Annotated in this window: 27 protein-coding genes and 1 pseudogene; 14 read left to right on the top strand and 14 right to left on the bottom strand. The window is 71.9% G+C overall.

Features of this window, described 5'->3' with window-relative positions:
• Positions 1-44: 44 nt before the first annotated feature.
• Together ABTZ91_RS02140 and ABTZ91_RS02145 are read right to left on the bottom strand one after the other, a co-directional pair.
• Positions 45-455: a multidrug efflux SMR transporter gene (locus tag ABTZ91_RS02140; RefSeq protein ID WP_352075154.1), complete on the bottom strand. Its 411-nt coding sequence runs from the start codon at positions 453-455 to the stop codon at positions 45-47.
• A gap of 160 nt (positions 456-615) precedes the next feature.
• Positions 616-936 (bottom strand): SMR family transporter, encoded by a 321-nt coding sequence (locus ABTZ91_RS02145; protein ID WP_352075155.1) that lies wholly within the window; start codon positions 934-936, stop codon positions 616-618.
• A gap of 143 nt (positions 937-1,079) precedes the next feature.
• Here ABTZ91_RS02145 and ABTZ91_RS02150 point away from each other — a divergent pair, with 143 nt between their 5' ends.
• From ABTZ91_RS02150 to ABTZ91_RS02185, 8 genes are all read left to right on the top strand, one after another.
• Entirely contained in the window at positions 1,080-1,529 is a 450-nt protein-coding gene (locus ABTZ91_RS02150; RefSeq protein WP_352075156.1) for a MarR family transcriptional regulator, read from the top strand.
• A gap of 380 nt (positions 1,530-1,909) precedes the next feature.
• Positions 1,910-3,403 (top strand): AMP-binding protein, encoded by a 1,494-nt coding sequence (locus tag ABTZ91_RS02155; RefSeq protein ID WP_352075157.1) that lies wholly within the window; start codon positions 1,910-1,912, stop codon positions 3,401-3,403.
• A complete protein-coding gene (locus tag ABTZ91_RS02160) occupies positions 3,400-3,666 on the top strand; it encodes an acyl carrier protein (protein ID WP_352075158.1) in 267 nt (88 codons plus the stop codon). The genes ABTZ91_RS02155 and ABTZ91_RS02160 overlap by 4 nt, the downstream gene beginning before the upstream one ends.
• 128 nt (positions 3,667-3,794) lie before the next feature.
• Entirely contained in the window at positions 3,795-4,169 is a 375-nt protein-coding gene (locus ABTZ91_RS02165) for an ectoine synthase (protein WP_352075159.1), read from the top strand.
• 94 nt (positions 4,170-4,263) lie between these two features.
• Positions 4,264-5,382, top strand: coding sequence for an acyl-CoA dehydrogenase family protein (locus tag ABTZ91_RS02170; protein WP_352075160.1), 1,119 nt, complete (start codon positions 4,264-4,266; stop codon positions 5,380-5,382).
• Positions 5,383-5,425: 43 nt separating this feature from the next.
• Positions 5,426-6,103 (top strand): transglutaminase family protein, encoded by a 678-nt coding sequence (locus tag ABTZ91_RS02175; protein WP_352075161.1) that lies wholly within the window; start codon positions 5,426-5,428, stop codon positions 6,101-6,103.
• A gap of 11 nt (positions 6,104-6,114) precedes the next feature.
• Positions 6,115-6,924 carry a maleate cis-trans isomerase gene (locus ABTZ91_RS02180; protein WP_352075162.1) on the top strand — a complete coding sequence of 270 codons (810 nt, stop codon included), beginning with the start codon at positions 6,115-6,117 and terminating at the stop codon, positions 6,922-6,924.
• The gene (locus ABTZ91_RS02185) at positions 6,921-7,181 is read left to right on the top strand and encodes a DUF6253 family protein (protein WP_352075163.1); all 261 of its coding nucleotides are present in this window, start codon (positions 6,921-6,923) and stop codon (positions 7,179-7,181) included. The genes ABTZ91_RS02180 and ABTZ91_RS02185 overlap by 4 nt, the downstream gene beginning before the upstream one ends.
• Positions 7,182-7,257: 76 nt before the next feature.
• Here the strand turns inward: ABTZ91_RS02185 and ABTZ91_RS02190 are convergent, their stop codons facing one another.
• From ABTZ91_RS02190 to ABTZ91_RS02205, 4 genes are all read right to left on the bottom strand, one after another.
• The gene (locus ABTZ91_RS02190) at positions 7,258-8,439 is read right to left on the bottom strand and encodes a transposase (protein WP_352075164.1); all 1,182 of its coding nucleotides are present in this window, start codon (positions 8,437-8,439) and stop codon (positions 7,258-7,260) included.
• A 527-nt stretch (positions 8,440-8,966) separates the two neighbouring features.
• Positions 8,967-9,536, bottom strand: a complete 570-nt coding sequence (locus ABTZ91_RS02195) for a TetR family transcriptional regulator (protein WP_352075165.1) — start codon at positions 9,534-9,536, stop codon at positions 8,967-8,969.
• Positions 9,537-9,734: 198 nt separating this feature from the next.
• Positions 9,735-10,694, bottom strand: coding sequence for an NAD-dependent epimerase/dehydratase family protein (locus tag ABTZ91_RS02200; protein WP_352075166.1), 960 nt, complete (start codon positions 10,692-10,694; stop codon positions 9,735-9,737).
• Positions 10,691-11,290: a ScbR family autoregulator-binding transcription factor gene (locus tag ABTZ91_RS02205; RefSeq protein ID WP_352075167.1), complete on the bottom strand. Its 600-nt coding sequence runs from the start codon at positions 11,288-11,290 to the stop codon at positions 10,691-10,693. The genes ABTZ91_RS02200 and ABTZ91_RS02205 overlap by 4 nt, the downstream gene beginning before the upstream one ends.
• A 135-nt stretch (positions 11,291-11,425) precedes the next feature.
• Between ABTZ91_RS02205 and ABTZ91_RS02210 the strand changes: the two genes are divergently transcribed.
• Positions 11,426-12,373: a ScbA/BarX family gamma-butyrolactone biosynthesis protein gene (locus ABTZ91_RS02210; protein WP_352075168.1), complete on the top strand. Its 948-nt coding sequence runs from the start codon at positions 11,426-11,428 to the stop codon at positions 12,371-12,373.
• A gap of 53 nt (positions 12,374-12,426) precedes the next feature.
• Here ABTZ91_RS02210 and ABTZ91_RS34115 read toward each other — a convergent pair.
• The 4 genes and pseudogenes from ABTZ91_RS34115 to ABTZ91_RS02225 all read right to left on the bottom strand — a co-directional run.
• Positions 12,427-12,618, bottom strand: a pseudogene (locus ABTZ91_RS34115) (acyl-CoA dehydrogenase); the annotation flags it as partial.
• A 109-nt stretch (positions 12,619-12,727) separates the two neighbouring features.
• Complete coding sequence (gene ispF / locus ABTZ91_RS02215; RefSeq protein ID WP_352075169.1) at positions 12,728-13,231, bottom strand: 2-C-methyl-D-erythritol 2,4-cyclodiphosphate synthase; 504 nt, start codon at positions 13,229-13,231, stop codon at positions 12,728-12,730.
• Positions 13,221-13,970 (bottom strand): 2-C-methyl-D-erythritol 4-phosphate cytidylyltransferase, encoded by a 750-nt coding sequence (ispD, locus tag ABTZ91_RS02220; RefSeq protein WP_352075170.1) that lies wholly within the window; start codon positions 13,968-13,970, stop codon positions 13,221-13,223. Before ispD ends, ispF begins: the two co-directional genes overlap by 11 nt.
• A 309-nt stretch (positions 13,971-14,279) precedes the next feature.
• On the bottom strand, positions 14,280-14,762 hold the full coding sequence (locus ABTZ91_RS02225; RefSeq protein ID WP_003953493.1) for a CarD family transcriptional regulator: 483 nt from the start codon (positions 14,760-14,762) through the stop codon (positions 14,280-14,282).
• A 586-nt stretch (positions 14,763-15,348) separates the two neighbouring features.
• Between ABTZ91_RS02225 and ABTZ91_RS02230 the strand changes: the two genes are divergently transcribed.
• Positions 15,349-15,993 (top strand): DUF461 domain-containing protein, encoded by a 645-nt coding sequence (locus tag ABTZ91_RS02230; RefSeq protein ID WP_352075171.1) that lies wholly within the window; start codon positions 15,349-15,351, stop codon positions 15,991-15,993.
• A 120-nt stretch (positions 15,994-16,113) separates the two neighbouring features.
• Here the strand turns inward: ABTZ91_RS02230 and ABTZ91_RS02235 are convergent, their stop codons facing one another.
• Both ABTZ91_RS02235 and ABTZ91_RS02240 read right to left on the bottom strand, forming a co-directional pair.
• Positions 16,114-16,794: a response regulator transcription factor gene (locus ABTZ91_RS02235; protein ID WP_046419660.1), complete on the bottom strand. Its 681-nt coding sequence runs from the start codon at positions 16,792-16,794 to the stop codon at positions 16,114-16,116.
• Entirely contained in the window at positions 16,791-18,026 is a 1,236-nt protein-coding gene (locus ABTZ91_RS02240) for an ATP-binding protein (RefSeq protein ID WP_352075172.1), read from the bottom strand. The genes ABTZ91_RS02235 and ABTZ91_RS02240 overlap by 4 nt, the downstream gene beginning before the upstream one ends.
• Before the next feature lie 320 nt (positions 18,027-18,346).
• On the opposite strand from ABTZ91_RS02240, the gene phoU reads away from it, so the two are divergent.
• Entirely contained in the window at positions 18,347-19,027 is a 681-nt protein-coding gene (gene phoU, locus ABTZ91_RS02245; RefSeq protein ID WP_345486630.1) for a phosphate signaling complex protein PhoU, read from the top strand.
• A 160-nt stretch (positions 19,028-19,187) separates the two neighbouring features.
• Positions 19,188-19,346 (top strand): hypothetical protein, encoded by a 159-nt coding sequence (locus ABTZ91_RS02250; RefSeq protein ID WP_352075173.1) that lies wholly within the window; start codon positions 19,188-19,190, stop codon positions 19,344-19,346.
• Positions 19,347-19,424: 78 nt separating this feature from the next.
• Here ABTZ91_RS02250 and ABTZ91_RS02255 read toward each other — a convergent pair whose 3' ends face one another.
• A complete protein-coding gene (locus ABTZ91_RS02255; protein ID WP_352075174.1) occupies positions 19,425-19,895 on the bottom strand; it encodes a GNAT family N-acetyltransferase in 471 nt (156 codons plus the stop codon).
• Positions 19,896-20,066: 171 nt separating this feature from the next.
• Here ABTZ91_RS02255 and ABTZ91_RS02260 point away from each other — a divergent pair, with 171 nt between their 5' ends.
• A complete protein-coding gene (locus tag ABTZ91_RS02260; RefSeq protein ID WP_407077879.1) occupies positions 20,067-20,615 on the top strand; it encodes an N-acetyltransferase family protein in 549 nt (182 codons plus the stop codon).
• Positions 20,616-20,773: 158 nt separating this feature from the next.
• On the opposite strand, the gene ABTZ91_RS02265 is transcribed toward ABTZ91_RS02260, so the two are convergent.
• The gene (locus ABTZ91_RS02265) at positions 20,774-21,034 is read right to left on the bottom strand and encodes a hypothetical protein (RefSeq protein ID WP_352075175.1); all 261 of its coding nucleotides are present in this window, start codon (positions 21,032-21,034) and stop codon (positions 20,774-20,776) included.
• 83 nt (positions 21,035-21,117) lie between these two features.
• Between ABTZ91_RS02265 and ABTZ91_RS02270 the strand changes: the two genes are divergently transcribed.
• Positions 21,118-21,441: a ribosomal protein L7/L12 gene (locus tag ABTZ91_RS02270; RefSeq protein WP_352075176.1), complete on the top strand. Its 324-nt coding sequence runs from the start codon at positions 21,118-21,120 to the stop codon at positions 21,439-21,441.
• Positions 21,442-21,460: the final 19 nt, after the last annotated feature.

Here is a 21,460-nt window from a genome sequence, read left to right on the forward strand (position 1 = left end):
GCCCGTCGTCCTCGCCGAGAGCTGCCCGGGGGTGCTGGGTGTGCTCAGACGCCGGCGCTCTGGGCGGCCTGCGGCCGCTCCACGGCTGCCTGCGTGTCGTCCGCGCCGCTCGTCTTGTCGGCGAGCTTCAGCCAGACGACGCCGCCGATGATGACGGCGAGCCACACCGACTGGACGAGGTTCAGCTTCTCGTCGAAGAAGACGGGGCCGAGCGCCGCGGCTCCGACGGCGCCGATGCCGGCCCAGACGGCGTAGCCGGTGCCGACGTCGATGGTCTTGAGGGCGACGCTCAGCGCCCACAGGGTCAGCAGGAAGAAGACGACGGCGACGAGCGACCAGGTCAGCTGGGTGAAGCCGTGGCTGCCGCCGACGGAGAGCGCGTAGCCGATCTCGAACGCGCCGGCGAGGAGGAGCATGAGCCAGGCGTTGGCCGCGGAGCTGTTGTTCGAGGACATGAGCGGAGGTTCCTTTCGGTAAGGCGTGGATGCCTGGGAGGGGGAGGAGTTGAGGGCGCGGGGCGCGCAGGCCCGGGGGGCGCGGGGCGCACGGACCTGAGGAGGGGGAGGCGCGCAGGCGCGGGACGGGGCTTGCCGGGCGGCCGGGTACGGCCGCGGATCAGGCGGCGCCGCTGAGCTGGAGGCCGACGACGCCGGCGATGACGACCACGATGCCCAGGGCCTTCTGCCAGTTGAGCTTCTGGCCGAACAGCAGGGCGCCGAGGAGGGTGATGCCGACGCCGGAGACCGAGGTCCACAGGGCGTAACCGACGCCGACGTTGAACGTCAGCAGGGCCCGGCTGAGGAAGTAGGTGCCGAGGGCTCCGCTGATCAGCGTGATCGCGGTCCACTTGCGGTTCTTGAAGCCTTCGGCCTTGCCTGCGGCGAGTGCGACGCCGATCTCGAAGACGACGGCGATGGCGAGGTAGAGCCACTCCATGAGAGGGATCCCTTCGGTGTCATTGCTTGTACATGCAAGAAGATGATGCCCGACTTCCCCTGAGGGCGCAATCGGGGGGACGCCAGGAGCTTGCATGAGCATGTACTCTGCTGTCAAACAGCCACTCCCGTGAGGACGCACCTATGGCAACTTCACCCCACGCGACCCAGCGCAACTCCGACCACGCCGTGTGGAACCGCGTGCTCGCGCTCCACGCGCACGTAGAACGCGAGCTGACGGTGGCCCTGCAGCGACGGCACGCGATCGGCCTCTCGGAGTTCCGCTCCCTGGAGCACCTGCACCGCTCCGAGACCAGCGAGCTGCGCATGCAGGACCTGGCCGACAAGGTGGGCCTCGGCCAGTCGTCGGTGACCCGGCTGGTGGGCCGGCTGGAGTCGGCGGGATTCGCCTTCAAGGACCTGTGCCCCTCGGACAAGCGGGGCGTCTACGCGGTCATCACCGACGAGGGCCGGCAGCGCTACGAGGCCGCGCGCGCCACCTACGCGGAGGTCCTGTCCTCCGCGCTGAACACCTTCGCCGCCGACCCCGAGCTCGGTCCGACGGTCCGGGCGCTGCGCACGCCCATGGACTGACGAGAACCGCCTCCCGCACCGTCTCCCGACGCCCCGCGGAGCACGCCACGGCACGCCGCGGCGTGCCATGACGCGCCCACCACACCCGATATCGCCCCAGCACGGCCCCGCGACGCGGTGCAGCCGCCCGGACCCCGGTGACATTCCGGTTCCGGTCGGCTGCACCGCGTCGCGGCCGTTTCCGGCTCCACGCGCGGATTCCACATCGGAAATCCTTGCTTGATCAAGCAATGGCGAATGCACTGGATCACACCCACTTCACCAAGTAAGTGCTTGACCAAGCATGTACTTCGCCGGATACCTTCTTGCTCGACACCGCAAGATTCGAACAGCCGAGCGACTCCTGTTGTCGCGGCTGAGCCGACCGCAAGGAATCCGCCGTGCCATCGCCTCGCCTGGCCGAGACCGTCGCCGTCCACGGTCACCACCGGCCCCACAGCATCGCCCTCCACTTCCACGACCAGGCCGTCACCTACGGCCGACTGCACGACCTGACCCAGAGCCTGCGCGGCCAACTGCACCGCCTCGGTCTTCCGGCCGGCAGCACCGTGTGCGTGCCGGCCCACAAGACGCCGCAGACCATCGCGCTGCTGCTCGCGGTCTTCCACGAGGGCCACATCGCCCTCGCCCCCTCCCCCGACCTCGGCAGCGCCGCCCGCGAGCGGATCGCCCGCCAGGCACGGGTCCGCCACCTGCTGACCGTCGACGCCGACGGAGTGCTCGACGCGACGCCCGTGACGCCCGACGAGGACGAGGCCACGGGATTCGCGACGCCGGACCCGGAGCGGACGCGCCTGCTGCTGACCACCTCCGGCTCGACCGGCACCCCCAAGATCGTCCCGATCGAGGCCGCCGGCTTCGACGCCTTCGCCGACTGGGCCGTCGACGAGTTCGCCCTGACACCGGGCGAGACGGCACTCTCGTACGCGCCCCTCAACTTCGACCTCGCCCTGCTGGACGTGTGGACGTTCCTGCGCCTCGGCGCGTCCGTGGTGCTGGTCGACAAGGAACGCGCCACCGACGCCGCGCACCTGGCCTCGCTCGCCGCCGGGCACGGACTCACCTTCGTCCAGGGCGTGCCGATGATGTACCGGCTGCTCCTCGAGGGCAGTGCGGGCGACCGCGAAGCCGGTGCCGGCGGCACCTTCGACACCGTGCGCCACGCCGTCTTCACCGGCGACCGGCTCCCGGCCGACCTGCTGGCCCCGATCGCGTCGGCGTTCCCCACCGCCGCCTTCCACAACGTGTTCGGCTGCACGGAGACCAACGACTCCTTCATCCACCGCGTCGACCCCGCGGCGACCGGGCCGATGCCCATCGGCCTCCCGGTCCGCGGCACCGACGCCCTCGTCCTGGACGCGGACGGACAGCGGGTGGAGGGCGCGGGCACCGGTGAACTGCTGGTGGCCACGCCGTTCCAGACCGCCGGCTATCTGCGCGAGGAGCTGAACGAGTCCGCCTTCACCCGCATCGACGGCCGCGACTTCTACCGGACCGGCGACATCGTCACCCGCGACGCCGACGGCCTGTACTTCCTCGAAGGCCGCGCGGACTGGCACGTCAAGGTCAGGGGGGTGCGCACGAACCTCCAGGAGGTGGAGAGCGTGCTCGCGTCCCACCCCGACGTCGCCGAGGCCGTCGTCGTACCGCTGCCCGACCCGCAGGCCGGTGTCCGGCTGCACGCCCACGTCACCCGCCGGCCGGGCACCGGACTGACCAGCCTGCGCCTGCGCACCCACTCGGGCCGGCACCTGCCCCGCCACGCCATACCGGCCTCCGTACACCTCACCGACGCACCACTGCCCCGCACCTCGACGGGCAAACCCGACCGCAACCTCATCAAGCAGAACCGTATGAAGGAGATCGACGCATGAGCACCACGGACATCGCCGGTGAGATCCGCGCCTACGTCGTGGGCCAGTTCCTCGCCGGGGAGGACACCTCGGACCTGACCGGGGACTACGACCTGATCGACTCCGGCGTCATCGACAGCCTGGGCCTGGTGCGCCTGCTCTCGCACCTCACGCAGGCCTTCGACATCGCCGTCGACGACATCGAGTTCACGCCGGACGACTTCCGCACCCTCGACTCCATCACCGCCCTGGTCGAGGCGCACGCCCCGGCGCGGGTCGCCTGACCTCCGCCGTACCCCACCCCCCACCAGGTGCCGAGCGCCGCACGCCCGGCACCAGCGCACCACCGCACCACCGCGCACCACGCGCCACCGCACCACCAGTACCCCTCAACAACGAAGGAGAACCGGAAATGTTCGTTCGCAGCCTCGATGACGTCGCTCCTGTCGAGTGGGGCAACGGCCTGAGCACCCGGCTGCTGACCAAGTCCGACGGCATGGGCTTCGCCGTCTGCGACACGATCGTGCGCCAGGGCACCACCAGCGCCCTGCAGTACCGCAACCACCTGGAGGCCTGCTACTGCATCGGCGGCTCCGGCGAGGTCGTGGAGAAGGACGGCACCCGCCACAAGATCCTGCCCGGCACCATATACGTCCTCAACGAGCACGATCCGCACTACCTCGTGGCCTCCGACTACGAGGACCTGCACCTGGTGTCGATCTTCAACCCGCCGATCGTCGGCGACGAGAAGCACACCCTCTCCGAGGACGGCTTCTCGCAGTACTGAGCCGCCCAGCCCGGGCCGGCCCGCTTCCCTCCCCCCTTGTGGGCCGGCCCGGGCCCGGGCCCATCACCCGACCACCGCCGACCTAGGACCCGCCTTGACCGACGACCTCTTCCATCTCACCGCCCCGTGGGCCCAGCAGCTGAACGCGGACACCCGCGAGCTGGACGCGGCGGGCGCCTTCCCCCACGACAAGTGGAAGGTCCTGCAGGAGACCGGTCTCCTGCGCACGCACTTCGACCCGGAGTTCGGCGGCGCCGGCCACGGCGTGACGGCGACCATGCGGGCTCTGGAGGGCCTGGGGTACGTCTCCCACGACGCCGGCCTGTCCTTCTCCGCCTCGACCCAGATCGTCTCCGTGGGCGTGCCGCTGCAGCGCTTCGGCAGCCAGGAGCTGAAGGAGCGCCACCTGCCGAGGATCATGTCCGGTGAGGCGATCACCGCGCACGCGATCACGGAGGAATCCGGCGGCTCGGACGCGATGAACCTGGCCGCGACCGCCCGCCGCGACGGTGACCACTACGTGGTCAGCGGCGGCAAGATGTTCATCACGAACGCCCCCGTCGCCGACCTGTTCCTGCTGTACGTGCGCACCGGCAAGCCGGGCCCCTTCGGCCTGACCACCCTGCTCGTCGAGGCCGGCACGCCGGGTCTGACCGCGGGCCCCTCGATGGACAAGATCGGCCTGCGCACCAGCCCGGTCGGCACGCTCACCTTCGACGAGCTGCGGGTCCCCGTCAGTCAGCGGGTCGGGCAGGAGGGCACCGGATTCCTCGTCCTGGACCACGTGATGAAGCGGGAGGTCCTCTTCGGCTTCTCCATCACCCTGGGCGAGATGACGCGGCGCCTGGAGCAGACCATCGCCTACGCCAGGGAACGCCACCAGTTCGGGCAGCCCATCGGCTCCTACCAGGCCGTCTCCCACAAGATCGCCGACATGAAGATGCGGGTCGAGACGGCCCGCAAGTGGCTCGCCGACACCGGCGCGAAGGTCGAGGCCGGCCAGGACGCCGCGCTCGACCTGGCGGCCACCAAGACGATCGTGTCCGAGGCCAACGTGCAGACCGCGCTGGACGCGGTGCAGATCCACGGCGGCCGCGGCGTGCTCACCGAACACGGCATCGAACGCGACCTGCGCAACTCGATCGCCGGAACGATCTACTCGGGCACCTCCGAGATCCAGCGCAACCGCATCGCCACGCTTCTCGGTCTCTGACCGACCGGCCCCCGGCCGAGCCCTCGACCGACAGGAAACCCGCATGACCTACCAGCTGGAACGACTCACCCGGCCCACCGAGTTCCTCGACTACGAGACCGACGCGGTGCAGGCCTTCATCGACCACGCCGTCAAGGACCGCTCCGCGGACCGGACGACCAACGCCATCGAGCTGTACTACGCGGTGCGCGACGACGTCTTCTACGAGGTGTACGGCGCCCCCCTCTCCCGGGAGGGCCTGAGGGCCTCGACGACCGCCACCTCCAAGGAAGGGTTCTGCCTGCACAAGTCCGCCCTCTACGCGGCCTGCGTGCGCGCCCTCGGCATCCCCTCCCGGCTCGTCTACGGCGACGTGCGCAACCACCTCGCCTCGCCGCGGCTGCTGAAGCACATCGGCGGCGACGTGTTCTTCCACGGCCTCACCCAGGTCTACCTGAACGGCCGGTGGGTCAAGGCCACGCCGGTGTTCAACAAGATGCTCTGCAAGCTCTACGGCATGGAGGCGCTGGAGTTCGACGGCGTCAGCGACAGCCTCTACCACCCCTTCGCCGAGGGCGGCGGCTCCATGGAGTTCCTCACGGACCACGGCTCCTTCGACGACGTCCCGTACGACTTCGTCATGTCCAACATGCGTACCAAGCACCCCCGCTTCCTCGACGCCGACGGCAACGGCACCGTCCGCGGCGGCAGCCTGGCCGAAGAGTCCGCACTCACCCGGTAGGAGATCCCGACATGACCGACACGACCGCACCCACCGACGGTTGGGACGCCTCGACCCGGATCGGCGTCGTCGTGCCGCACGCCGACGTCGGCCCGGAGGCCGAGCTGCAGGCCATCGCCCCCGCCTCCGTGTCCGTCCACGGCTCGCGCATCCACTTCGCGGCGATGCGCGCCGGCGGCGAGATGGACGAGAAGATCCCGCACGACCCCGTCCGGGCCTTCGTCGAGCCGCCCTACCTCGACCAGGCGGTGGAACTGCTCGCCGCCTCCCCGCTGCACGCCCTCACCCTCGGCTTCACCTCCTCCAGCTACGTCCTGAAGGCGGAGGGCGAGCGGGAGCTGTACGAGCGGCTGCGGCCGGTCACCCGCAACCTGCCGATCACCGGCACCACCAAGGCCGCCCGGGCCGCGTTCGACGCGCTGGGCGCGCGCAGGATCGCGGTGGTCAACCCGCCGTGGTTCGACGACAAGCTCTCCGGCCAGGGCGCCGACTACTTCCGCGAGTTCGGCTTCGACGTCGTCCACCACGGCCCGTGCGGACTGCCCTCCGACCAGAAGGCCATCACGCCGGACAACCTGTCCGCGTGGATCCGCACCACGGTCGCCGAGCACCGTCCGGACGCCGTTCTCGTCGCCGGCAACGGCATCCGCGCGGTGGGCACCATCAAGCCGCTCGAAGCCGAGCTCGGCTTCCACGTGATCACCGCGAACCAGGTGATCCTGTGGCACGCCCTGCACCTGGCCGGCGCCGCCGACACCGCCCTCGGCATCAGCGACTACGGTCACCTGTTCAGCACCCAGCCGAAGGGCGAGGACGCGTGAGCCTGCTGGACGCGACCGGCTACGAAGCGGTCTTCGCGACGCCCGAGGGCGACACCTACCGCATCCCGCTGGTGTGCTGGCGCGAGGACGAGGACCGGGTGTACGGCATGGTCCTGGTCAAGGGACAGCTGCGGTGCGCGGACCGGGTGCGGCACTTCCTGAGATACGGCGCCCGGACCGCGGACGGGCCGGACGACGAGGCCGGCACGCCCGGCACCGCGCCGCACGCCGCCACCCTGGCCCCGGCACTCGGCTGACCGGGGCCCGAAGCGGGACGAGGGGCCCGTGGCCCACCGAGCTGGTGGGTCACGGGCCCCTCGCGCATGGACCTGCCTACGCCGACAGCAGGTCCACGGACCGGTCGAAGTCACGCTCCCGCGCCCAGTCGCCGGGCATGCCGAGCGCGCCGTACCCGGCGGCGGCGGTCGAGAGCCGGCTGTAGGCGAAGGCGGCCGAGACCAGCGTCATGTGGTGGTGCCAGCCGGGGAACGACCGGCCCTCGAAGTCCCGCAGGCCGAAGCCGCGTTCGAGCCGGTCGACGGTCTCGCCGGCCGCCGCCGTCCGGTCCGCGTACCGCATGAGCTCACCGACCGGCCGGTCCACGATGTTGGTGAGCCACAGCCGGCCGAGGCCGTTGGCCCGGGTGCCGGGCCCGGCGAACAGCCGGAACGGCTGCGGTCGCTGCTCGTCCCGCGTGAACGGGAGCTGCACCAGCTGGTTGCGGACCAGGCCCCGTACCGCCCGCTCCGGACCGCTCGGAGCGTCCAGCATCCGGACCGCGGCCCGCGGCTGGGAACGGACGGGCCGGGCGGCGGTGAAGGGCGCGAGCGGCAGGCCGTCGGGGACGGCGACGACGAAGTCGCGCCGGGCCCGGATCAGGCCGTGCAGCAGCGGACGCGCGTCCAGGTAGCCGTCGACGTCGACGACCACCGGGACCGGCTCGTGCCGCGAGGGCCCCACCAGCAGCTCGATCAGGTCGAGGACGTGGCGCTCCGGCCGGGCGACCGCCTCGTCGGGGACGCGGGCGCGCTCCCGCAGGTCGCCCCGCGCCCACGACTCGGGCAGCAGCAGGCTCCAGCCGAGCGGGAAGTCGCCGGCGTCCGTCGACATGAACAGGGCGGTGCCCACCTGACAGTTGACGGTGCGTCCGGTGTGCGGGACGAAGCGGCGGTGCACGCCGCACGACTTGTCCCCCCGCTTGGGCAGGACGACCGGGGCGATCGTCCAGGCCCGGGGCCGCACCCGGCCCTCGGCCCAGTGCCGCAAGCGGTCACAGACGGGCGCCCAGTCCCACGGGCTCTCGTTGATGAACTGGTGCAGCGCCTGTGACGCCGTCGGCGAGTCGCTCGCCGCCGCGGCGAGGCGGCGCATCGACTTCTTTCCCGGTGTGGTGAGCAGGCCCAGCACATAGGCGTGGGCCCACCTGCGCTGGTCGATCCTGCGCAGGTGTCCGAAGAGCTGGTCAGTGAACCGGTCGACGGAATCCGCTCCCGCGTATCCGACTGTCCCCCTCATGCCTTCTCCCTCTCTCGGTGCGTCAGCTCCGTGTGGGTTGCGCATCACAATAAAGAGAATGACCACTATTTTCTTCTGAGGGAGGACTTTTCGGCCGCGACTTCGGCAACTTCCCGGGCGACCGGAAGCCCGGCTCCACCGGCGCCGCACCCGGGCAGGACGGAGCGACCGCGCGCCCTCGGGGCGCGGTTCGGTCGGCACGGATCGTGAGGGCGAGGGCCCGCTCAGGGCAGGACTCGCACCGGCTCGGCGAGGGATCGGCACCGGCTCACGGCAGGACCCGCACCGGCTCGGCGAGGGATCGCCGCCCGCTCAGGACAGGACCCCCACCGGCTCGGCGAGGAATCGGCACCCGCTCAGGGCAGGACCCCCACCGGCTCGGCGAGGGATCGGCGCTCGCTCAGGACGGGACCCGCGCCGGCTCGGCAAGCAATCGGCACCGGCTGATGGCCCGATCGATGCGGCTCGCCGCAGGAAAGGCCGGATCGATGCGGCTCGCGGCCGGATCAGGTCGGATCGGGCCGGCTTCAGGCGTGGAGGACCGCGGCGAACCGCCGCCACAGGCGGCCCAGTTCCTGCCGGACGGACTCCGCCGAGCGGCCGGCCCGCATCCGGGCCCCCGCGCCGGACAGCAGGTAGTCGATCAGCAGCCGGACGTCGGCGGCGACCGCGTCGTCCGCCCCGCCCGCCCGGGCCCGCTCCAGAGCGTGCTCGAGGGCGGGACGCCAGGCCTCCTCCCAGGAGGCGCACTCGTCGGGGCACTCGTCCAGGAGGCGTACGGCCGCGCGGGCGTGGACGTCCTGCTCCAGGAGGCCGGCGAGGACCTGCGTGAGCCGCTCGGCGGCTCCCATGCCCGGGTCGGTGATCCGCTCCACTTCGCTCACCGCCGCACGGACGGCCTCGACACCGGCGTCGGCGACGGCGCGGGCGAGCTCCTCCTTGGACAGGAAGTGGAAGGTGAGCGCACCCGAGGTCACACCGGCGGCGGTGGAGATGCGCGCCACGGTGGCGCCGGCGTAGCCGAGCCGGGCGAACTCGCCCGCGGCGGCGGTGATCAGTGCCGACCGGGTCAGCCGTGCCCGTACCTGCCTCACCACGACGGCACGTCCCGGTACGGGGCGGCAGGTCCGGCCGGCCGGGTGCCCCCGGGACCTCGTACGAGCTCCACAGCTCCTCCCGCACTCCTCAGGCCGGCTCACGTCACGACCCCTCAACGGTACCGGGCGTTCCGGTGAACATTGATCCGTCTTCCGGTCGCGGGAACGGCTTTGGCATGTTGCCCGCGACCGGATCCCTCACGCCGCCGCGCGGACGGCACCACCCCTCCGGTCCAGGTGAGCGCGGTACCAGGGCGCCGCCGCCGCGAGGCGGGCCAGCGGGCCGGGGCCCGCGGTGGCGCCGGTCGCGATCCAGATGCCGTCGCTGCGGTACCAGTGGTCACCGGCCAGCAGCGCGAACTGACGCTCGCTCACGCCACCCGGGCCGCCGCGCAGCCGTTCCAGGCACTCCTGCCAGGACCAGTCCGCCAGCGCGGCGGGCAGGATGCCGAGTTCGGACAGCCTGGCCATCAGGTCCCCGTTGCGCACGGGCGTGGGGTGACTGGCGTGGTGGACGCCCGCGGGCGCCGGGTCCGGGGCCAGCACGAGCGCCGTGATCAGCCGGGCGAGGTCGTTCGCGTCGACCATGGACAGCAGCCCGCGGCCGCCGTCCCAGCGGGCGGGCACCAAGGCGAGCAGGTCGGCGAGCGCGGGCACCACCCACCGGTCGCCCGCCCCGGTGACCAGGCCCGGTCGCAGTACCGTGCCGCCGGCGGCGAGCACCGCCTCCTCCCCCGCCAGCCGGGACCGGCTGGCCGGGGAGACCGGGGCGGGCGTGACCTCGTTCTCGGTGATGCCCCGGTGCGGGCCCGCACCGTAGACGGCCGCCGTGGACAGGTGGACGATGCGGCGCACGCCGGCGCGCTCGGCCTCGGCGACGAGCGCCGCGGTGCCGTGGTGGTTGACCGCGTCGCAGGCGGCCTCGTCGCCCACGACCAGGGCGGCCAGGTGCACGAGGACGTCGACGCCTCGGGTGAGCCCGCGCAACGACTCCGGACGGGACAGGTCGGCGCGGCGCCAGGCGACCCCGGGAACGCTCGCCGAGCGCCCCGCGACCACCACGTCCAGGCCGTGACCCGCGCGGCCGGCCTCGAGCAGCCGGCGCAGCACCTTCGAGCCGATGAAGCCGGTGGCCCCGGTCACCAGGACGGTGGTCATCGTGCGCCTCCCTCGCCGTCGACGGTGATGTCCAGCCGGTCGATGACGTCGGCCGGAGCCAGTCCGGGCAGCAGGCACCGCCACAGGTTCGCGATGCGCCGGGGCAGGTCAGCCCGGCCGCTGGCGAGCTGCGACATGATCTGCGCGCCGGTGAAGGCGGCGACCAGCGTGGAGGCGAAGATGCCGGCGTCGGCCTCCGGCAGGAGCTCACCGCGGCCCCGCGCCTCCTCGAGGTCCTGCTCGAACCGCTCGGCCCACCACTCGTAGATCGAGTACTCCTGCAGCCCGGCCTCGCTCTGTTCCACCGCGAGCCGGACACCGGCGCGCAGCAGGGTGTTCCGCTGGAGTTCGCGGGCGAGGTACAAGGTCAGGTCGATGAGCCGTTGCAGTCCCGCCTCGCCCTCGGGAAAGTCCAGGTCGGCGGCCTGCTCCTGGATGACGGCGCGGGCCAGGCCCTCCTTGGAGCGGAAGTGGAAGTAGACCGCGCCGGTCGTCACCCCGGCCCGGTCGATGATCTTGGTGATGCTGGCCCCGGGATAACCGACCTCGTCGAACACCTCCGCCGCCGCGCGCAGGAGCACCTCCCGTGTGCGCACCGCTCGCTCCTGCATGACCCGAGACATCTGGCTCATCCCCCTCTCTCAATAAAAAAGAATCATCACTATGATAAATTCAACGCCCGCCAAGCACTAGTCAGGGCGCATCAGTTGAGTCAGTAGGGGAGAACTGGCATGTCACAGCTGCACCTTGCGCACGACCGGACAGACGGAGCACGCGGAGTCCCGACACTCGTCGCCCAGAAGCACACGCACAAGACGAACCCCGACGAGGTCCTGCTCACCGACTGGCAGCGGACCGGTGAGCACTCCTTCGTCGTGCGGGCCAAGTGGCCGAGAACGCACGACTTCTACACCACCCAGCACGGGCTCCATGACCCGCTGCTGCTGAGCGAGACGGTGCGGCAGGCGCTGCCGCTGCTCTCGCACGTCGCGTACGAGACGCCGATGGGCCACCAGCTGCTGTGGCACGACTTCCGCTGGGAGCTCGACCCCATGGGGCTGTTAGTCGCGGAGCGGGAGACCGAGCTCGCGCTGCACATCACGTGTTCGGAGGTGAAGTACCGCCGGGGGAGGGCGGTATCCATGCTCCTGGACGCGCTGGTGTACCGGGCCGGCCGGCCGCTCGCGCGCGCCCGCACCCGGTTCGCCATCCAGGACCGCGCCATCTACGAGCGCCTGCGCGGCCAGTACGCCGACATCGACCTGGCCAACGCCCGGGCGCTGCCGCCCGCACCGCCGCTGCCCGCGCCCCTCGTGGGACGCACCCGCGCCGCGGACGTCGCCCTCTCGCCCACCGGCCGCCCGCACCGGTGGCTGCTGCGGGTGGACACCACCCACCCCATCCTGTTCGACCACCGGGTCGACCACGTGCCCGGCATGCTGCTGCTCGAGGCCGGCCGCCAGGCGGCGCAGGCCGTCGCGTCACCACGGCCCAGCCTGGTCGTCGGCATGGACACCGCCTTCATCCGGTACGCCGAACTCGACGCGCCCTGCCGGATCCACGCCCACCGCTACACCGCCGACGAGGCCGGGCGGCGGCGCGTGCTGGTCACCGCCCACCAGCACGACGTCGAGATCTTCACCAACATCGTCACCCTGGTCGGCGCGCCCCTGGCCTGAGTCGCGCGCACCCCGCCGGGCGCGGTACGACGGGCTCGGCACGACGGGCCCGGGCCCAGGGTCCGGCGGGCCACGTGGTCAAGGACCATCCCCGGCCGACCGGGGAGATCCGCGCCGGCGGGCCGCCGTGATCGACCGGGCGAGGCGGACGCGCGGGTGAGGCCGTCGCCGCCGAGCGTGTGGACGGAGGTGACGGCCTTCACGCACGCCTCGGCGGCGGCGTACGTCGCCGTGATCGCCGCCTCGCGCGGTCGTCGGCGCGCCCGGGACGGGGCACCGGCGCACCAGGCCGGCCACGCGGCCGACCAGGGCGCCGGTGCGTTCCCGGCCGGCGCCGGCCCTGTCATCGCGGCGCTACGGCGCCGTCACCCGGTACACCAGCGCCGTCGCCAGCGCCGCCAGGCCCTCCGCGCGGCCGGTGAGGCCGAGGCCGTCGGTGGTGGTGCCGGACACGGAGACGGGAGCGCCGGCCGCCTCGCTGAGGACCTTCTGGGCCTCGTCGCGGCGCTTGCCGATCTTGGGGCGGACGCCGACGACCTGGACGGCGATGTTGCCGATCTCGTAGCCCTCGGCGCGGACGATACGGGCGGCCTCGGCGAGCAGGGTGGTGCCGGAGGCGCCGGACCACTCGGGCCGTGAGGTGCCGAAGTGGGCGCCGAGGTCGCCGATGCCGGCGGCGGAGAACAGCGCGTCGCAGGCGGCGTGGGCGGCGACGTCACCGTCGGAGTGCCCGGCGAGCCCGTACTCCTCGCCTTCCCACAGGAGGCCGGCGCACCACAGCTCGCGGCCCTTCTCGAAGGCGTGGACGTCGGTGCCGATGCCCGTGCGGGGCAGCAGCGGGGGGAGGTCAGAAGCCATCGTTGGCCCTCCTGCGGGCGAGTACGGCCTCGGCGAGGACGAGGTCGAGCGGGCGGGTCACCTTGAACGCCTCCTCGTGGCCGGGCACGACGACGACGGGCGCGCCGAGCTTCTCGACCATGCCGGCGTCGTCGGTGGCGCCCTCGCCGGTGAGGGCGACGGTGGCGTGGGCGTTGACGAGGGTGTCGCGGTCGAAGCCCTGCGGGGTCTGTACGGCGCGCAGGCGGGCCCGGACCGGGGTGGCGACGACCTGTTCGGGGTCGCCCGCCTTCTCGGCCGGCTCGACCTCCTTGACGGTGTCGGCGACGGGCAGCGCGGGGACGACGGCGACGGCCCCGTCCCGTACCGCCTCGATGACGGCGTCGACGGTGTCGACGGGCACGAGGGGGCGGGCGGCGTCGTGGACGAGGACGGTGGTGACGTCCTCGGGCAGCGCCTTCAGGCCGAGGTGGACGGACTCCTGGCGAGTGGCGCCGCCGGGGACAACCGCGTAGTCGGTGCGCTCGGGCAGCGCGTGGGTGTCGAGGAGGTTCTTGACCTCGGCGGCCCCGTCGGGGGGCGCGACCACGACGACGAGGGAGACCGCGCGTGAGGCGGCCATCGCCCGGACGGCGTGGATGAGCATGGGTGTGCCGTTCAGCGCGCGCAGCGCCTTGGGGGCGCCCGGGCCGAGGCGCACGCCCCGGCCGGCCGCGGGGATCACCACGGCGGTACGTGGAGGACGCGCTTCGTCTGTCATCGGTTGCACTCCGGCAGGTTTGTTTCCGCGGACGAGGTGGGTATGGCGTCAGCAAGCTTGCTGAGACGCCTCGACCGGGCCCTTTCCGTGACGACGGTCGGGGCGTCGCCATGCGAGAGGCGTCGCCGCGCCAGTGGCGTCGCCGTGCGAGAGCCGCAGGTCAGGGGGTCGGGAGAAGAGAGACGAACATGCCGCAGTGCCCGGCGACGGCACTGTGGAATCAAAGGATTCACAGCGCGCCGACGGGCACCGCGGCATGTGCTGGGCTTGGCATGGACGCCAGGCGTCAGACGGTTCGGAGCGCAGGCGTCAGGACGCGAGCACCTCGTCGAGGAGTGCCTCGGCCTTGTCCTCGTTCGTGTTCTCCGCGAGGGCCAGCTCGCTCACCAGGATCTGGCGCGCCTTGGCGAGCATGCGCTTCTCACCCGCGGACAGTCCACGCTCGCGCTCGCGGCGCCACAGGTCGCGCACCACTTCGGCGACCTTGATGACGTCGCCCGAGGCGAGCTTCTCCAGATTTGCCTTGTAGCGACGAGACCAGTTCGTCGGCTCCTCGGCGTACGGTGCGCGCAGCACCTCGAAGACCCGGTCCAGCCCATCCTGACCGACCACGTCGCGAACACCGACGAACTCCGCATTGTCCGCCGGCACACGAACCGTCAGGTCACCCTGCGCGACCTTGAGCACCAAGTAGGTCTTGTCCACGCCTTTGATCTGGCGAGTTTCGATGGCCTCGATCAGCGCGGCCCCGTGATGGGGATAGACCACGGTGTCGCCAACCTTGAACGTCATGTGACAGGTACCCCTTCCGTGGCTATCCAGGGTAACACGGATACGGCTTCTTCTGAATGGCGTTTTCGCAGGTCAGGGCATATCTCGGGGCTTGACAACAGCGACGCGGACGTGCTGCGGAGGGCTTCCGGAAGGCGGTATTCGCAGGTGGGAGCGGCTGCGCGGACACAGAGAAACACCCACGTTACAGGTGCCAGGAGGGGCGCGAACGAGGGGCGATGTCCCGTTTTGCCGGGTTCGGTGTGGCCCGGTTCACGTACTCCGTTCGAGGATCGACCACCCGTACGGACGACGCGCGAACGGATTCTCGAATTGATCACGGCCGACCGGACGGATTTTTTCCGAGGACGCGGACGGAGGAATGCGGGACGGCGCGCCGAATTGATCACGACGGATATGTGAACGGCGGGCCAATGGGGCGTGATCCGGCCATGGCGGCGCGTTCGCGACGGTGGCCCGGGGAGGCGGGGAGCGCGCGGGGGGCGGGTCGGGTGCGGGACGGAGAGTGCGGCTCGGTAACCTAAGCGCGCTGACACACCTTTAGCCGTCCATAGCCCGTCCGTACGTCCTAGGAGTTGCCGCCGCCGTGAGCCGCAGCCTTCGACGCGGCGCCCTCGCCGCCACCGCCATCGTGATCTCGATCGCCTCGCTGTCCGCCTGTGGTGCGGGCAACGACGCACAGACGCTCGGTGTCCGGCCGGACAACGCCGCCGTCACGGTGGACGACGTCCAGATCCAGAACGCCGTCGTGATCACCCAGCCCGAGCCGGGCGCGGAGGGTCCCGCGGTCGTGTCCGCGACCGTCTTCAACAACGGCCGCGCCCCCCAGACCCTGGAGTCGATCACCCTGCCGGGCACCCCCGCCAAGGTGACGCTCAAGGCGGCCCAGGGCTCCGGCCCGATCACCGTCCCCGCGGGCGGCTCGGTCGTCATCGGCGGCAAGGGCAACGCGTCCGCCACGATCGAGAACGGCCGCGAGGCCGCGAAGAACGGCGACACGCAGAAGGTCGTCTTCAAGCTGAGCAAGACCGGTGACGTGGAGCTGAGCGCGTTCGTCGTCCCCGCGACCAGCTACTTCAAGGACTTCGGCCCCACCGAGATCCCGAAGCCCCCGGCCGCCACGCCGACCGGCACCGCCACGCCGACCGGCACCGCCACCCCGGGCCACGGCGCCGAGGGCACGGCCACGGCCACGCCGACGGGCGAGGCGAGCCACTCGGCCGGCCACTGAGCCGTCGTACACACGTGAAGGGCGCCCCCTCCCAGGAGGGGGCGCCCTTCACGTACACCCAGGGGCCGTCGTCGGCCTACGGGCCTCAAGCCCTACGGTCCACGGCCAACGGCCTACGGCCTACGGCTCGAACTTGTAGCCGAGCCCCCGCACCGTCACCAGGTACCGCGGCGCCCCCGGGTCCGGCTCGATCTTCGCGCGGAGGCGCTTGACGTGGACGTCGAGGGTCTTGGTGTCGCCCACGTAGTCCGCGCCCCAGACGCGGTCGATGAGCTGCATGCGGGTCAGGACGCGGCCCGCGTTGCGGAGCAGCATCTCCAGGAGGTCGAACTCCTTCAGGGGGAGGTCGACCTTGGCGCCGGCGACGGTGACCACGTGGCGGTCGACGTCCATGCGGACCGGGCCGGCCTCCAGGGCGGCCGGGGTGACCTCCTCCGGCTCGCCGCGGCGGCGCAGGACCGCGCGGATGCGGGCGACCAGCTCCCGCGAGGAGAAGGGCTTCGTGACGTAGTCGTCGGCTCCTATCTCCAGGCCGACGACCTTGTCGATCTCGCTGTCCTTGGCGGTGACCATGATGACCGGGACGTTCGAGCGGCCGCGCAGCTGGCGGCAGACCTCCGTACCGGGCAGACCCGGCAGCATCAGGTCGAGGAGGACGAGATCCGCTCCATTGCGCTCGAACTCGTCGAGGCCGTCGGGCCCGGTCGCCGCGACGGCGACCTCGAAGCCCTCCTTGCGGAGCATGTACGACAGGGCGTCGCTGAAGGATTCCTCATCCTCGACGACAAGCACTCGGGTCACGGAAGGACCTCCGGGGCGGGGAGCGGTTCGGTCATGAGATCAGGGGTGGTCGAGGCGGACTCGGAGGACCGGCGGTCCCGTACGGCGCCCGCCTCGGGCAGCCGCAGGGTGAAGGTGGACCCCTGGCCCTCGGTGCTCCACACCGTGACCTCCCCGCCGTGCGAGGCGGCCACGTGCTTCACGATGGCCAGGCCCAGCCCCGTACCGCCGGTGGCACGGGAGCGGGCGGGGTCGACGCGGTAGAAGCGCTCGAAGATGCGCTCCTTGTCCTTGTCGGGGATGCCGATGCCCTGGTCGGTCACGGCTATCTCGATCATGTCGCCGCCGGGCGCCGCGACGCGGCGGGCGGCGATGCCGACCCGGGTGTGGGCCGGGGAGTAGTTGACGGCGTTCTCGACGAGGTTGCCGAGGGCGGCGGCGAGCTGCCCGCGGCTGCCCCAGACGAACAGGTCCGAGGTCCCTCCGGACGCCATGGTGATCTGTTTCGTCGACGCGGTGTGCCGGGAGCGGTCGATCGCCTCGGCGACCAGCTCGTCCACCCGCACCGGCTCGGAGTCCTCCAGCGGGTCGTCGTTCTGCACCCGGGAGAGGTCGATGAGCTCCTGTACGAGGTTGGTCAGGCGGGTCGCCTCGATCTGCATCCGGCCCGCGAAGCGGGTGACCGCCTCGGGGTCGTCCGAGGCGTCCATGACGGCCTCGGAGAGCAGCGAGAGCGCGCCGACGGGCGTCTTGAGCTCGTGGCTCACGTTGGCGACGAAGTCGCGCCGTACCGCTTCGATACGGCGGGCCTCGGTCAGGTCCTCGACGAGCAGCAGCACCAGGCGCGACCCCAGCGGAGCGACCCGGGCGGAGACGGCGAGGGCTTCGCCCCGGCCGGTGCCGCGGCGGGGCAGGTCGAGCTCGACCTGGCGTATCTCGCCGTCGCGGCGGGTGTCGCGGGCCATGTTGAGCATGGGCTCGACGGCCAGCTTCCCGCCCCGGACCAGGCCGAGCGCGTACGCCGCCGAGCTGGCTTTGACCACCGAGTCGCTCTCGTCGAGGACGACCGCGGAGGAGCGCAGCACGGACAGCACGGTGTCGACGCCGGGCGGCAGCACGGCGTCGGTGTGCAGGGAGGTACGGGTGGGTCGCGCCTGGTCGCGCTCGCTCCAGCGGAACGCCAGCATGGCGATCACGCCGGTGCACACGCCGGCGATCGCGGCCAATGCGGCGACCGCCGCGTTCACGTCCATGCCATCCAGGTTATGCGGGTCGGCTGACACTCTCCCAGCCGTGCGAGTGGCTCCTCGAACAGTCGTCGCCCAGAGTTCACCGGGGGGACGGGGGTGGTTCATTTGCCCTGGTGGCGACCGCGGTGCGAGTCGCCCAGAGTTCACCTGGGGGAAAGTACCGGTTCATGTGTGGGGGTGGAGCCGGACGCGTACGGGCCCGAACGTGGGAGCGTGGGAGTACCGGCCCCCTTCCGGGTCCGGTCCGGCTCCCGGAGCATTGCGCAGGACGACCGGCCGCGAGGCACGTAGTCGCAGGAGATCGCAGGAGAGAGGGACACCCGATGCGGGACGCGTACCACGAGGAACTTGACTCGATCGGCGAGGGCCTGGTCGAGATGGCCCGCCTGGTCGGGTCGGCGATCGGGCGCGCCACGACGGCCATGCTCGACGCCGACCTGAAGCTCGCGGAGAGCGTGATCGCCGCGGACCAGAAGGTCGACGACCTCCAGCACGACCTGGAGGCGCGGGCGATAGCGCTGCTCGCCCGTCAGCAGCCGGTGGCGACGGACCTGAGGATCGTGGTCACCTCGCTGCGGATGAGCGCCGACCTGGAGCGCTCGGGCGACCTGGCCCAGCACGTGGCGAAGCTGGCCCGGCTGCGTTTCCCGGACCGGGCCGTGCCGAACGACCTGCACGCCACGATCCTCCAGATGGGACAGCTGGCGCAGCGCCTGATGGCGAAGGCGGCGGAGGTCATCATCACCAAGGACGTCGACCTGGCGCTCCAGCTGGAGCAGGACGACGACGAGATGGACACGCTGCACCGCACGCTGTTCAAGCACCTGATGGACGACCGCTGGAAGCACGGCATCGAGACGGCCGTCGACGTGACGCTGCTCGGCCGTTACTACGAGCGGTTCGCGGACCACGCGGTGTCGGTGGCCAAGCGCGTGGTCTACCTGGTGACGGGCGAGCACGCGGACGAGCTGCAGCCGGCGGAGGCGCCGGTCGAGGGGGCGTAGGGCGCGGAGCGGCGGGCGCGGAGCGGCGGGGCGCGGACGGCTGCGGGTGGGCGCGAAGGCGGCTTCGGGCCGCCGTTCGCACAACAGTGCGCCGTTGATGCGCCCCGGGACCAGGGCATGCAATGGGGGAGGCGAGGTACGCCTCTCAGGGAGGGACCCCATGGCCCAATCCGCTCCGATCACCGATCCCCAGCAGGAGACCGTGCTCCCGCGCGACGCGGAGTTCCTGCCCGTCCTCGGCGCCTGCGGGTGCGGCTCCGGCTGCGGCTGTGGCTGCCAGTCGGGCGGGCCGTGCCAGTGCGGCGGCTGCTCCGGCTAGACGACACGGGGCGCGGGCCCTGCTCCCGAGCGGAGCGGGGCCCGCGCGACGTCGTGCCGAGGGGGCCGGGGTGCGGGCCTAGGCCGGGGTGATGTCGAGGACGCCGACGGTCTGCCGGCCGGTGGTCTCGCCGGTCGGGCGGAATCCCAGGCCCTCGTAGAAGGCGCCGGGCCCGTCCTCGCCCGGCTCCCAGCTCACGTACATCTCGCGCGTCCCACGCCGCCGCAACTCCTCGCGCACGGCGCCGACGGCGAACCGCCCATAGCCCTTGCCCTGGTGCTCGGCCCCGATGTTCAGCCGCCACAGGCCGCTGCGCCGGTCGTCCGGGTCCTTCTCCGGGTCCCACGGGATGTCGACGAAGGCCATCAGGAAGCCGACGAGCCGGTCACCGTCGAAGATCAGCCGGGGCCAGGCCCGCTCACCGAAGGCGTACGCCTCGGCGAGGGAGCGGACGACGGGCGCGACGTTCTTCTCCTGGTGGGGGTGGACCCGCAGGGCGAGGGCGGCGTCGATGGTGTCCGGGGTGACCGGTTCCAGATGGGGTGCCATGGCGCGCACGGTAAAGGATGGGGGACGGGAGCGCGCGGGAAATACGGTGCGGGCCCCGGGGGGCGGGCGTGGCGGGCCGCCGGCACTGGCGGGGCCCGAGGCGTGGGGACCCGAGGTGGCTGGGACCCGTGGGCCCGTGGGCCCGGATGGGACGTGGGCGAGGATGGGCGGGTGATCATCGCGCTCGCCCATGCCACCTCACCCGCGGACGTGTCCCCCGCGCTCCGCCGACGCCTGATCGACTGCTGGATCGCGGTCACCAACGCGGGCGGCGCCGCCGGTTTTCCCTTTCCGCCGGTCGGCGAGGCGGAGGTCGCGCCGGTGCTCGACGCCCTGGTCGGCCGGCTGGGCCCGGACGGCCACCGGCTGATCACCGCGACGGCCGGCGGGCGGCTCGCGGGCTGGGTCGTGCTGGGCCGCGACCCGAACCCGCTCGTCGCCCACTGGGGCTCGGTCCACCACCTCCAGAGCCACCCGGACTTCCGGGGTCTCGGCGTCGGTACGGCGCTGATGCGTGAACTGCACCGCGTGGCCCGCGAGGAGCTCCGCCTCGACCACCTCCGCCTCGCCGCCCGAGGCGGGGAGGGCCTGGAGCGCTTCTACTCCGCCCTCGGCTGGCAGGAGTCCGGCCGCTGGCCCGACGCCCTGCGCCTCGCCCCGCACGACACGCGCGACGAGGTCCTGATGCGGCTGGACCTGCGGGTCGCGGCGGGCGAGTGAGCGGTCAGGGCTCGAGGAAGGCCACCGAACGCAGCGTCAGCCGGTCCGAGGCGGGGCGGCCGTGCGGCCGGAGGGTGCGGTTTCGTCGGCGGCGGCATGGGCGGGGGCGGCCATGACGGCCGGGAGGTTTCTCCGTCACGTCGTCCGGCCGGGACCGATCACTCGGCGGCGTACGAGCCCGTCTGGTAGTCGAGCCCGGGATCGGGCGGCCCGCAGTGCAGGATGGCGTCGACTGCGGGCCACACCTCAAGGGGCACCTCGTAGCCGAGGTACATCCAGGGGTCGTCCGCGTCCGGCTTGATCACTTCCCGAAGCTGCCGAATCTGATCACGGCTGATGGGAAACTCGGTGCGCAGGAATTCGTCCGCCTTGCTGAACCCCATCAGGGACCAGACGACTCTCGGTTCCTCTGAAGACATCCGCCGATCGTATGCCGAGGTTTTCCCGTGGCTCCCGTCTTTCAGGGCGCCTAGGCTCGCGGTCGCTGAGGAAGGGGGGCGGGTTGGCCGACGACGAGTCCGTCGAACACTTCACGCTGCTCTGCGACGACCCGCCCCACGAGGTGGTGCTCGTCGACTGCGGGCCCCGCGAGAGGGACCTGGTCGTGGCGGTGCGCCAGGTGGCCGGACTGAGCTTGTGGCGCAGCCGGAACCTCATGCGGAAGGCCCCCGTCACCGTCCTCGAAGGGCTGCCCGCCGACCGGGCCCAGGACGCCGTTGCGGTGCTCCAGAGCGCCGGCGCCACAGCGGAATGGCGGCCGGAGCCCGCCCGCTCACGTCGGCGCCCCGCTAGCGGCTGCCCCTTCGCAGGGCATGGGGTCAGCTAGGTCCTGTCCGGGCGATCAG

Origin of the sequence: Streptomyces sp. NPDC126499, from assembly GCF_040302485.1 — a bacterium.
In the GTDB taxonomy this organism is placed as follows: Bacteria; Actinomycetota; Actinomycetes; order Streptomycetales; family Streptomycetaceae; genus Streptomyces.

Coding starts and splice junctions, on each gene's coding strand:
- ABTZ91_RS02165 (WP_352075159.1), top strand. CDS start 3,795: ATGTTCGTTCGCAGCCTCGATGACGTCGCTCCTGTCGAGTGGGGCAAC.
- ABTZ91_RS02255 (WP_352075174.1), bottom strand. CDS start 19,895: ATGGCACCCCATCTGGAACCGGTCACCCCGGACACCATCGACGCCGCC.
- ABTZ91_RS02200 (WP_352075166.1), bottom strand. CDS start 10,694: ATGACCACCGTCCTGGTGACCGGGGCCACCGGCTTCATCGGCTCGAAG.
- ABTZ91_RS02140 (WP_352075154.1), bottom strand. CDS start 455: ATGTCCTCGAACAACAGCTCCGCGGCCAACGCCTGGCTCATGCTCCTC.
- ABTZ91_RS02150 (WP_352075156.1), top strand. CDS start 1,080: ATGGCAACTTCACCCCACGCGACCCAGCGCAACTCCGACCACGCCGTG.
- ABTZ91_RS02210 (WP_352075168.1), top strand. CDS start 11,426: ATGTCACAGCTGCACCTTGCGCACGACCGGACAGACGGAGCACGCGGA.
- ABTZ91_RS02190 (WP_352075164.1), bottom strand. CDS start 8,439: ATGAGGGGGACAGTCGGATACGCGGGAGCGGATTCCGTCGACCGGTTC.
- ABTZ91_RS02250 (WP_352075173.1), top strand. CDS start 19,188: ATGGCCCAATCCGCTCCGATCACCGATCCCCAGCAGGAGACCGTGCTC.
- ispD (WP_352075170.1), bottom strand. CDS start 13,970: ATGACAGACGAAGCGCGTCCTCCACGTACCGCCGTGGTGATCCCCGCG.
- ABTZ91_RS02145 (WP_352075155.1), bottom strand. CDS start 936: ATGGAGTGGCTCTACCTCGCCATCGCCGTCGTCTTCGAGATCGGCGTC.
- ispF (WP_352075169.1), bottom strand. CDS start 13,231: ATGGCTTCTGACCTCCCCCCGCTGCTGCCCCGCACGGGCATCGGCACC.
- ABTZ91_RS02265 (WP_352075175.1), bottom strand. CDS start 21,034: ATGTCTTCAGAGGAACCGAGAGTCGTCTGGTCCCTGATGGGGTTCAGC.
- ABTZ91_RS02175 (WP_352075161.1), top strand. CDS start 5,426: ATGACCTACCAGCTGGAACGACTCACCCGGCCCACCGAGTTCCTCGAC.
- ABTZ91_RS02160 (WP_352075158.1), top strand. CDS start 3,400: ATGAGCACCACGGACATCGCCGGTGAGATCCGCGCCTACGTCGTGGGC.
- ABTZ91_RS02240 (WP_352075172.1), bottom strand. CDS start 18,026: ATGGACGTGAACGCGGCGGTCGCCGCATTGGCCGCGATCGCCGGCGTG.
- ABTZ91_RS02225 (WP_003953493.1), bottom strand. CDS start 14,762: ATGACGTTCAAGGTTGGCGACACCGTGGTCTATCCCCATCACGGGGCC.
- phoU (WP_345486630.1), top strand. CDS start 18,347: ATGCGGGACGCGTACCACGAGGAACTTGACTCGATCGGCGAGGGCCTG.
- ABTZ91_RS02180 (WP_352075162.1), top strand. CDS start 6,115: ATGACCGACACGACCGCACCCACCGACGGTTGGGACGCCTCGACCCGG.